The sequence below is a fragment of the Thiomicrospira sp. genome (assembly GCF_036568485.1).
In the GTDB taxonomy this organism is placed as follows: domain Bacteria; phylum Pseudomonadota; class Gammaproteobacteria; order Thiomicrospirales; family Thiomicrospiraceae; genus Thiomicrospira.
Genome location: NZ_DATCSL010000080.1, coordinates 18,510 through 29,242 on the forward strand (window position 1 = coordinate 18,510; position 10,733 = coordinate 29,242).

11 protein-coding genes are annotated in these 10,733 nt (G+C 45.6%); 10 read left to right on the plus strand and 1 reads right to left on the minus strand.

The window, feature by feature from the left end:
* The first annotated feature begins 118 nt into the window (after nt 1-118).
* Genes lepA through acpS form a run of 7 tightly spaced genes read left to right on the plus strand, consistent with a single transcriptional unit; the run spans nt 119 to nt 6,323 of the window.
* A complete protein-coding gene (lepA, locus tag VIM91_RS08110; protein WP_331864320.1) occupies nt 119-1,930 on the plus strand; it encodes a translation elongation factor 4 in 1,812 nt (603 codons plus the stop codon).
* Nucleotides 1,927-2,697 carry a signal peptidase I gene (lepB, locus tag VIM91_RS08115; RefSeq protein WP_331864321.1) on the plus strand — a complete coding sequence of 257 codons (771 nt, stop codon included), beginning with the start codon at nt 1,927-1,929 and terminating at the stop codon, nt 2,695-2,697. Before lepA ends, lepB begins: the two co-directional genes overlap by 4 nt.
* Nucleotides 2,697-3,392: a ribonuclease III gene (gene rnc, locus VIM91_RS08120; RefSeq protein ID WP_331864322.1), complete on the plus strand. Its 696-nt coding sequence runs from the start codon at nt 2,697-2,699 to the stop codon at nt 3,390-3,392. Before lepB ends, rnc begins: the two co-directional genes overlap by 1 nt.
* 41 nt (nt 3,393-3,433) lie before the next feature.
* Nucleotides 3,434-4,384 (plus strand): GTPase Era, encoded by a 951-nt coding sequence (era, locus tag VIM91_RS08125; protein WP_331864329.1) that lies wholly within the window; start codon nt 3,434-3,436, stop codon nt 4,382-4,384.
* 24 nt (nt 4,385-4,408) lie between these two features.
* Entirely contained in the window at nt 4,409-5,137 is a 729-nt protein-coding gene (gene recO, locus VIM91_RS08130; RefSeq protein WP_331864323.1) for a DNA repair protein RecO, read from the plus strand.
* A 53-nt stretch (nt 5,138-5,190) separates the two neighbouring features.
* Nucleotides 5,191-5,940, plus strand: coding sequence for a pyridoxine 5'-phosphate synthase (gene pdxJ, locus VIM91_RS08135; RefSeq protein ID WP_331864330.1), 750 nt, complete (start codon nt 5,191-5,193; stop codon nt 5,938-5,940).
* A gap of 2 nt (nt 5,941-5,942) precedes the next feature.
* The gene (gene acpS, locus VIM91_RS08140) at nt 5,943-6,323 is read left to right on the plus strand and encodes a holo-ACP synthase (protein WP_331864324.1); all 381 of its coding nucleotides are present in this window, start codon (nt 5,943-5,945) and stop codon (nt 6,321-6,323) included.
* Nucleotides 6,324-6,389: 66 nt separating this feature from the next.
* On the opposite strand, the gene VIM91_RS08145 is transcribed toward acpS, so the two are convergent.
* Nucleotides 6,390-7,400: a S49 family peptidase gene (locus VIM91_RS08145; RefSeq protein WP_331864325.1), complete on the minus strand. Its 1,011-nt coding sequence runs from the start codon at nt 7,398-7,400 to the stop codon at nt 6,390-6,392.
* Between the two features lie 103 nt (nt 7,401-7,503).
* Between VIM91_RS08145 and uvrC the strand changes: the two genes are divergently transcribed.
* Genes uvrC through VIM91_RS08160 form a run of 3 tightly spaced genes read left to right on the plus strand, consistent with a single transcriptional unit; the run spans nt 7,504 to nt 10,727 of the window.
* Complete coding sequence (uvrC, locus tag VIM91_RS08150) at nt 7,504-9,324, plus strand: excinuclease ABC subunit UvrC (RefSeq protein ID WP_331864326.1); 1,821 nt, start codon at nt 7,504-7,506, stop codon at nt 9,322-9,324.
* A 1-nt stretch (nt 9,325) separates the two neighbouring features.
* Entirely contained in the window at nt 9,326-9,883 is a 558-nt protein-coding gene (locus VIM91_RS08155) for a DUF1415 domain-containing protein (protein ID WP_331864327.1), read from the plus strand.
* A 1-nt stretch (nt 9,884) separates the two neighbouring features.
* Complete coding sequence (locus tag VIM91_RS08160) at nt 9,885-10,727, plus strand: MOSC domain-containing protein (RefSeq protein WP_331864328.1); 843 nt, start codon at nt 9,885-9,887, stop codon at nt 10,725-10,727.
* Nucleotides 10,728-10,733: the final 6 nt, after the last annotated feature.

The following is a 10,733-nucleotide window of genomic DNA, read 5'->3' on the forward strand; positions in this document are numbered from 1 at the left end:
TCGCTCTGTGGACTAAAACAGAACACGATACAATCTTTAAAAGGGTGCGGATGCACCCTTTTTTCTTGTTATTTTTTTGAATTATTTGATCCGACACCTGGCTGTTTTTGGAGTATGCATGTCACAACCAATAAAACATATTCGTAATTTCTCAATTATTGCGCATATTGATCACGGAAAATCAACGATTGCCGATCGTTTTATTCACCTCTGTGGTGGCTTGACAGACCGTGAAATGGAAATGCAAGTTTTAGACTCCATGGATATTGAACGTGAACGTGGTATTACGATTAAAGCCCAGAGTGTGACTTTGCAGTTTCCATCAGACGATGGCAATACTTATCAGTTAAATTTCATTGATACACCGGGACATGTGGATTTCTCATACGAAGTATCGAGATCACTTGCGGCTTGTGAAGGGGCACTATTGGTGGTGGACGCCTCACAAGGCGTTGAAGCCCAAACAGTGGCGAATTGCTATACTGCGATTGAACAAGGCCTGGAAGTGATTCCGGTACTGAATAAAATCGACTTACCAGCGGCCGAACCCGAACGTGTAAAAGCTGAAATTGAAGAAATTATCGGTATCGAAGCAGATGAGGCGATTAACGCCAGTGCGAAAGCCGGTATTGGTATTAAAGAAACTTTAGAACAAATTGTGGCGCGTGTGCCGGCTCCAGTGGGTGATTTAGATGGCCCATTAAAAGCCCTTATTATTGACTCATGGTTCGACAGCTACTTAGGTGTGGTTTCATTAGTACGTGTATTAGACGGTAAAATTAGCAAAAAAATGAAAATGCGCGTGATGTCGACAGGCGAAGACCACGAAGTGGGTGATGTCGGGATTTTTACACCGAAACGCACGCCACGAGATTCATTAAGTGCGGGCGAAGTAGGGTATGTGGTTGCCGGTATTAAGGATATTGATGGCGCGCCAGTAGGCGATACCCTAACCGATGCTAAAAACCCGGCTAAAGAACGTATGCCTGGTTTTAAACCTGTACAACCTCGCGTATTTGCAGGCTTATTTCCGATCAGCTCAGAAGACTATGAAAACTTACGTGAAGCCTTGCGTAAGCTGCGCTTAAATGATGCCGCCCTGCATTTTGAACCCGAAACCTCTGAGGCGTTAGGCTTTGGTTTCCGCTGTGGTTTCTTGGGGATGCTACATATGGAAATCGTTCAAGAACGTTTAGAGCGTGAATATAACTTGGACTTGATCAGCACCGCGCCTACGGTAGTTTATGAATTAAAAACCAAGAAGGGCGAAATCCTCAAAATTGACAACCCATCTGAATTGCCAGAAGTCAGTTTGATTGAAGAAATTCGTGAGCCGATTATTCAAGCCAATATTTTGGTGCCGCAAGAGCATATCGGTGCGGTGATGAAGCTTTGCATCGAAAAACGTGGCGTACAAAAAAACATGAGTTATGCCGGTAATCAGATTTCCATCAGTTTTGAAATGCCGATGAATGAAGTCGTACTGGATTTCTTTGATCGTCTAAAATCCACCAGTCGTGGTTATGCCTCGATGGACTATGAGTTTAAGCGTTTTCAGGCCGATGACTTGGTGCGCGTTGATTTTTTGATCAACGGCGAACCGGTCGATGCCTTGGCGATGATTACCCACCGTTCAGTCGCGGCTTCACGTGGTAAAGAAATGATTGAAAAGTTGAAAGATATTATTCCGCGTCAAATGTTTGAAGTCGCGATTCAGGCCGCGATTGGCGGTAAAATTATTGGCCGCACCAATGTCAAAGCCATGCGTAAAAACGTATTAGCCAAGTGTTATGGTGGTGATGTATCACGTAAAAAGAAACTGTTAGAGAAGCAAAAAGAAGGCAAGAAACGCATGAAAACCATCGGGCGCGTTGAACTGCCACAAGAAGCCTTTATGGCCATACTCAATACCGGAGGATCGGATAAGTGAACTTTGAATTAATTTTGGTCATTATTACGGCGGTGACCGGGGTGATCGTCTTTGTTGATAAACTGGTCTGGCGTCAAAAACGTTTAGAGTCAGCTACCACCCAAAAAGAGCCAATGTTGATTGAATATTCGCGCTCTTTATTTCCGGTGTTTTTAATCGTGTTAGTTTTGCGATCATTTATTATCGAACCTTTCCGCATTCCATCTGGCTCCATGTATCCGACTCTTGAAATTGGCGATTTCATTGTCGTTAACAAGTTTGCTTATGGCATTCGGTTGCCAGTAATTCAGAATAAACTGATACCATTGGGTGAACCTGAGCGAGGTGATGTCGTCGTTTTCCGTTATCCACTTGATCCCAACGTGGATTACATTAAGCGGATCGTGGGTCTGCCAGGTGATGAAATCAGCTATGTTGATAAAAAACTTTATGTTAATGGTCAGTTAGCGGATCAAACGCCGATTGGTCGTTATGTCGGAATAGATTCTGGTTCGGTAATGACGGGTGCGGTATTGCTTAAAGAACAGCTAACGGATGATTTAACACATGAGATTTTGATTGATCCAGATCGTAGCGGACAAACCTTAACGACTGTTGTCGTACCGGAAGGGCATTATTTTGCGATGGGGGATAATCGCGACCACAGCGCCGACAGCCGTAGTTGGGGGTTTGTGCCGGATGAGAACTTAAAGGGTCGCGCGTTTGGTATTTGGATGAATTGGGATGATGGCATTCATTTTAATCGCATTGGTAAGGGGATTAACTAATGCCTTTGGATGTTGAAAGAGAAGCCAAGCTCAAAGAGTTATCCAACAAGCTTGGCTATCAGTTTAGCGACTCAAGTTGGTTAAATTTAGCGTTAACTCATCGAAGCTTGGGGGCGAAAAATAACGAGCGGCTTGAGTTTTTGGGCGACAGTTTGGTCAATTTTATGGTCGCCGATATCTTGTTTCACCAGTTTACCAAGTTGCCGGAAGGCGATTTAAGCCGTATTCGCGCGCATTTAGTTAAGGGTGAAACTCTAGCTGAAATTGGGCGTGAATACGATTTAAGTCTTTATCTGAGTTTGGGGCCGGGCGAGCTAAAAAGTGGTGGTTACCGACGTGACTCGATTATTGCTGACTCAGTTGAAGCGATTATAGCGGCGATTTATAAAGACGGCGGTTTAGATGCCTGTCGCGGTTTTGTTCAGCGTATCTATGCAAAGCGTTTGCAGGCATTAGATCCCAAAAAAGTCGGTAAAGATCCAAAAACCCGTTTGCAAGAGTGGTTGCAGTCACGCCAAGAACCCTTGCCGGAATACAGTATTATTAGTGTAAATGGTGCAGCACACGCCCAACATTTTACCGTGGCTTGTTATGTGTCTAAACTTAACACCAAGTTTGAAGCCACCGATACGAGTCGGCGAAAAGCCGAGCAGCAGGCGGCAGAGTATGCGCTTGAAGCTCTGGGCGAATTATGAGCGCACCAAAGACGCCAACAACATTAAATAACGAGTCTGATATGACAGAGCAACATACAACAACGCCCGAAACTCCGATCAACTCGGAACATTTTAAAGCCGGTTTTGCGGCGGTCATCGGTCGCCCTAACGTGGGTAAATCAACCTTAATGAATGAGCTTTTAGGTCAAAAGTTAAGCATTACTTCACATAAACCTCAAACCACGCGTCATCGTATTCACGGTATTTATACCGCACCAGATCACCAAATTGTATATGTCGACACGCCGGGTATGCATCTAGGCGGTCAAAAGTCGATTAACCGCTATATGAATCGCACCGCTAAAAGTGCGTTTTCTGGGGTGGACGTGATTTTATTTGTGGTCGAAGCGGGTCGCTGGACCAAAGAAGACCAAGCGGTCGCTGATCAATTACGCGGTGTTGAAGCACCGGTTGTGTTATTGGTTAATAAAGTGGACAAGTTTAAAAATAAAACCGACTTACTGCCTTATCTGCAAAGTTTAAACGGTAAGGTGGATTTCCATACCGTTATACCGGTATCGGCGTTTAAAAAAAGCGGCTTAGATCTGATTCAAAAAGAAGTCGTAAATGCCTTACCAAATCAGCACGCGATTTTCCCAGAAGACTATATTACGGATCGTTCCACCAAGTTTTTAATCTCAGAAATTGTGCGTGAAAAACTGATGCGTAGTTTGGGTGACGAAGTGCCTTATGGCGCAACGGTCGAAATCGAACGCTTTGAGCAAGACCCAGAAACGGGCCGTTGGGAAATCAACGCGCGTATTCTGGTAGAACGCGAAGGCCAAAAACGCATTATTATTGGCGACAAAGGCGAGAAGATTAAACAAATGGGCACCGAAGCGCGCAAAGACATGATTGCGCTACTCGAAAACCGAGTGCATCTTGAACTTTGGGTAAAAGTAAAAGAAAACTGGTCAGATGATGATCGCGCTTTAGCCAGCTTGGGTTATACCGATTCTATTTACGATTAAATCTGAAATCGCGGGTGCTTATCCATGATTTATCAGCAACCGGCGTTTGTTTTACACAGTCGACCTTATCGTGAAACCAGCGTGATGTTAACCCTGTTCACACCCGAGTTTGGTAAATTAAACGCAACGGTGCGTGGGGTGCGATCTGGTGGCAAAGCTGCAGTGCAAAAGCAGGCCTGGTTGCAACCTTTCCAGGCTTTGCAAATACAGTGGCGGGGCGCTGAAAACCAGGTAAGTGAATGGATTCACCCACAAGGATTTGAGCCGCATGGTGTATCCATCGGCTTAAAGGGTGAAGCCAGTTTATGTGGCTTGTACCTAAATGAGTTGTTGTATCGGTTACTGCAAACCTGTGCGCCGATGGAAGCGTTATTTTTACATTACCAACAGACCTTACAATTACTGCAGCAAGCCGACAACCGAGACCACCAGGCCTGGTGCTTACGTGAGTTTGAGTTGGCGTTATTATCTGAGCTGGGTTACGAGCTGGATTTGATACAAGACCATCAAAGCCAGCCTATATTAGATTCGACTTCCTATACTTACCGGCCTGAGTTAGGTTTCATCGCCTTGCACCCCAACTATGCCAACTCGACTGAGTGGAGTATTCCGGGGGAGTGTCTGATTAAGCTGGCGAAAAAAGAATTTTGTAAAGATTGTCTACCCAGCTGGAAACAATTAATGCGTCGAGTGTTACATCCGCATTTAGGCCCCAAACCCTTGGCGACTCGCCAATTGTTTAAGTCGTTTTAAACCAATAATATTTATTTTCGTACTTAATTCACGTTACTTAAGGTAAAGCCATGATGAACCCAATTTTTCTAGGATTAAACATTGATCACGTTGCCACACTTCGTCAAGCACGTGGCACACGTTATCCAGACCCGATTAAAGCGGCGCTAGATGCGGAAATGGCGGGGGCGGATAGCATTACACTGCATTTGCGCGAAGACCGTCGTCATATTCAAGATGCCGATGTTTATCGTTTAATGGAGTGTTATCAAACCAAAGTAAACCTAGAAATGGCCGTCACCGAAGAAATGCTAACGATTGCCTGTAAAACCCAACCCGAAGATGTGTGTTTGGTGCCGGAAAAACGTGAAGAGCTCACCACCGAAGGCGGCCTGGATGTCGCCGGACAACAGGATTGGATGACCCAAGCCTGCGCGCGTTTAAAAGCCGCCGGTTGTCGTGTTTCGTTATTTATTGATCCAGACGAAACCCAGATTCGTGCCGCCAAAGCGGTAGGCGCACCGGTGATTGAATTGCATACCGGAACCTACGCTGAACTGAGCAAACCAGCTGAAGTTGAAGCGGAGTTACAACGCATTCGTAAAGCCGCTGAATTAGCCCATAGCTTAGGCCTAGTGGTAAATGCCGGTCACGGATTGCATTATCATAATGTACAAGCCATCGCTGCAATTAAAGTGATCGAAGAACTGAACATTGGTCATGCGATTGTTGCGCAAGCCATTTATTCAGGGCTGCCGGAAGCGGTGCGTGAAATGAAACGTTTGATGGTCGAAGCTCGCCAGCAAGCCTATTTGCAGGATTAAGCATGGTCATTGGCGTGGGTACAGATATTGTTGACGTTGAACGCATTGCCGGACTTTGGCGTCGCCAAGGTTCGCGTTTTGCAGAACGTTTGTTGAGTGTGTCGGAGTTAGTCGAATTGGCGGAGAAAGCTTATCCTGAGCGTTTTTTAGCCAAACGCTGGGCGGCCAAAGAGGCGATTAGTAAAGCCTTAGGAACCGGCATATCGCAAGGTGTGAGTTTTCATGACATTAGCATTGGGCATACCGAGTTAGGGCAACCCTTGGTGGAGTTGACTGGCGTCGCGTTACAAACGGCACAAAAATTAGGTATTCAATCTTGGCGTTTGTCGATTAGCGATGAGAAAAACCATGCGGTCGCGTTTGTGATTGCACAAGCGGATTGATTAACGAGAAGGTAGAGTTAAATCAAAGCTGGGCTGGAAATTAACCCAGCTTTGATTCTGTTGGATTTACTTCCACTGATGACTCAGTGTTTGGCTCAATTTAAGTGCGGTTTCCGACACTAAATCACCCATCAAATGTTCCATAAAGGTTTTTTCTTGCTCATAAGTGCGCAAGCGTGAAATCCCTACCAAGTCACGTGCGACGAAACCAATGTCACCCAAACCATCAATCAAGCCCAGTTCAACCGCTTCATCACCCAGCCAAACTAAACCGCTAAATAAGTCTTCATTTTCCTGTAAACGATCACCACGACCTTGCTTGACCACATCAATAAATTGCTGATGGGTGCGTTCTAAAATGCGCTTTTGAAAAAATGCTTTGGCCGACTCATCTTCTTCACCAAATGGATTGATAAAGCTTTTGTGTTCACCAGCAGTCATCGAACGATTTTCTACACCGATCTTTTGCATAAGTTCCGTAAAACCAAAGGTATCAAAACGCACGCCAATTGAGCCAATGATCGAACCCTTGTTGGCATAAATTTCATCAGCGGCTGCAGCAATGTAATAACAGCCAGACGCACATAAATCTTCAGCCACTACATAAACCGGTTTGTTGTGAAGTAGCTTTAGGCGGGTGATTTCGTCGTTAATCAAAGCCGACTGGACTGGGCTGCCACCCGGTGAGTTCATGGATAACACAACCGCACGTGAATTTTTGGCTTCAAACGCGTCTCGCAACACAGGTTTAAGCGCTTCTGCACTGGTCGGCGCATTAGGCATGATAGAACCGTTAATCTTCACTAAGGCGATATGTTCCGCACTCTCTTGGCTAGCTTCTTTGTCACTAAAAATCCCGCTAAACATAAGCAGTGAAATGAAAATATAGATCACTACCATCATTTTTAGAACATTGGTCCAGCGGCGTGACCAACGTTCTTGTTTAACGTAAGCATCAGCCGCATTCGCCAAACGGTCTAATGCAGAATTAGAGTCCGGCATTGCTTTATTTTGACTTGAATTTGTTGGATCTTGAGAAACAGGTGGATTAGATGTCCAAGGGTTATTTGGTTCCATGCATGCGTCCTAATTTAACGGGTGCGGTTTGATCTTGTTGCCTTCAAATGAAGCAAGATAGCCTATAATGTAATTTTATAATTCTAACCGCTTTGGATAATGGATGTCGCAGGATTTTGAGTTTGATTTAAAGGCGTTTCTGGCTAACTTAACCGAGCGCCCGGGTGTGTATCAAATGTTGAATGCACAGGGTGTGGTGATTTATGTAGGTAAAGCCAAAAACCTAAAACGCCGTGTATCCAGTTACTTCGTTAAAAACCAGCAAGCCATTAAAACTCAGGCCATGGTTGAACAGGTCGCGCGCATAGAAGTGACGGTGACCGACACCGAATCAGAAGCTTTAATCCTCGAAAACACATTAATTAAACGCCTAACACCTCGTTATAACGTTTTGTTTCGTGATGATAAGTCTTACCCCTATGTGTTTGTTTCTACAGGGAAAGAATATCCTGCTTTAAGTTTTCACCGTGGTGCCAAACGTAAAGTAGGGCGTTATTTTGGCCCTTTCCCCAATGCGGGTGCGGTGCATCAAACCTTGCAAGCTTTGCAGAAAATATTTCCGGTTCGCCAGTGTGCCGACAGCGTGTTTAATCATCGATCTCGCCCTTGTTTGCAATATCAAATTAAACGCTGTTCTGGGCCTTGTGTCGGCAAAATCAGTGCGACCGATTACGCCGAAGATGTGCGTCATACCTTAATGTTTCTAGAAGGCAAAAGTTTTGATGTGATCGAGGAGCTGGGTTCTCAAATGGATTCAGCTTCCGAACAATTGGAATTTGAACGCGCGGCGCAACTACGTGATCAAATTTCGGCCTTGCGCGCGATTCAGAGCCAGCACTTAATCAATCAACCCGGTTCGCAAGACTTGGATGTATTGGCGGTGGCCGAAGTCGCGGATCAGCTTTGTGTGACCTTGATGATGTATCGAGGCGGGCATTTATGGGGCAGCGAAAACTACTTCCCTAAAGGCCAGGTTTCCACTGCTGCGGTGTTGGCGGCTTTTATTAGTCAACATTATGAAACCCACCCGGTTCCTAAAACTTTATTAACCAGCGAAAAACCCGACGACCAGGCCTGGTTGGTGGAATGGCTAACGGATAAAAAACAGCAAAACGTGCAAATAAAACAAGCCAGCCAATCCACCAGTAAAGGGTTGATCCAACTGGCGCTCACCAACGCCAACAGCGCACTTAAACAACATCTCACCCAAAAAGCCACTCAGCAAGATCGTTTAAACGCCTTGCAAGAAGCGCTGATGCTCGCTAAACCGCCTGCGCGAATGGAGTGTTTTGATATTAGTCATACCATGGGACAACAAACCGTCGCCAGCTGTGTGGTGTTTATTGATGGCGTACCGGTCACTCAGCAATATCGTAAATTTAATATCGAAGGCATTACTGGCGGTGACGATTACGCCGCCATGCATCAAGCTTTAACGCGGCGTTACCAACGTTTAAAAGCCGAATCAGCAGTCTTGCCGGATTTGATTATTGTCGATGGTGGTAAAGGCCAATTAAGTCAGGCGATTGATGTGTTAAAAACCTTGGAATTAGAATCTGTACCATTGGTTTCGGTAGCGAAAGGCGAAGGGCGCAAAGCCGGTTTAGAAGTGCTTTATACGCCAGAGCAAGACGAAGGCATAGATCTCGAATCTGACGACATTGCTTTGCACCTAATAAATCACATCCGCGACGAAGCCCATCGGTTTGCGATTACTGGCCACCGCGCGCGCCGTCAAAAAGCCCAAACCAAATCCAGCTTAGAATCGATTGAAGGTGTCGGACCCAAAACCAGAAAAGCCTTATTAACTCATTTTGGCGGGTTGGATCAGGTCAAAAATGCCGCCGTATCTGAGTTGGCAAAAGTGCCCAGTGTGAGCGCCAAAATCGCCCAACGAATTTACGATCATTTCCACGGAGCCTAATATGAGCGAAACCCTAACCGAACAGCAAATTATCCAAGCCACGCGCTGTTGGGTAGAAAAAGTCGTGGTGGGCTTAAACTTTTGTCCGTTTGCCAAACGTGAAGTGGATGCAGGCCGAGTCTATTACGGCGTGCAGATGGATTCTGCGATAGAAGCGGTATTGACTCAAGTTAAGTTGGAATGCCAGCGACTTGACCAACAGCCGGACATAGAAACCAGCCTATTAATTCTACCGGTTGGCTTTGAGGGTTTTTTAGATTATTTAGACCTGGTGGCCTTAGCGGAGGATTTAATGTTGCAACAAGGGTATGAGGGCGTATACCAATTAGCTAGCTTCCATCCAGACTATTGTTTTGAAGGCGAAGCGGAATCCGATCCGGCCAACTACACCAACCGTTCACCTTATCCGATGCTTCATTTGATTCGAGAAGCCAGTTTAGAAAAAGCTTTAGCGCATCATCCCGACCCGGATAGCATTCCGCAAACTAATATCGACTTGGCACGCGAAAAAGGCTTGGCTCACATGCAAGCTTTACGCCAGGCCTGCTTTGGAGGCTGATTTGTTTTTAAGTGAAATTTGGCGTTATCCACTCAAATCCGCCAAGGGTTTAAGCCTCAACGAAGTGCACTTAGACCCGTTTGGTTTGCAGAATGATCGACGCTGGATGCTGGTTGATCCAAGTGGGCAAATGGTCACCCAACGAACCTGTCCAAAAATGTGTTTAATCAGCGTACTTGAACCACAAGCTTTAGCAAGGCCTGATACAAGCAAAGCACCAGGCCTGGTGCTTCAATTACCGGATCAACCTGCGTTTGAAGTAGCGTTTCCAAACGGACAACAGATCATCAAAGTACAGGTTTGGAACGACCACTGCCAGGCCTGGTTGGCGGATTCGGAAGCGTCTGACAAACTAAGTGCTTTTTTAGAAAAGCCGGTGCGTTTAGTCTGGTTTCCAGACACGCATTTTCGCCAAGTCGATTTGAAATACGCCAAGCGCGGCGAAGGGGTGGCGTTTGCTGATGGATTTCCGTTGTTATTAATCACCCAAGCCTCGCTAGATGATTTAAACCAACGTTTGGACGCGCCAGTAAGCATGTCACGTTTTCGCCCAAACTTAGTGATTGCGGGAGCAGATGCTTACGCCGAAGACCAAGCACAAGGAATCAAAATAGGCGACCAGCGTTTCAAAATCGTTAAACCTTGTGCGCGTTGCTCCATTCCAAACATTGATCCATTAACCGCCAAACGATCAAATCAACCCGCACAGACGTTATTGGGTTACCGAAAAATAAAATCTGAGATTCTGTTTGGTCAAAACCTATTGTTCGATTCCGCCTTTAATAGCATGGAAAATGACAAATATCCAAACTTACGAGTTGGTATGTCGGCTGAATGGTTCTAATTTTGC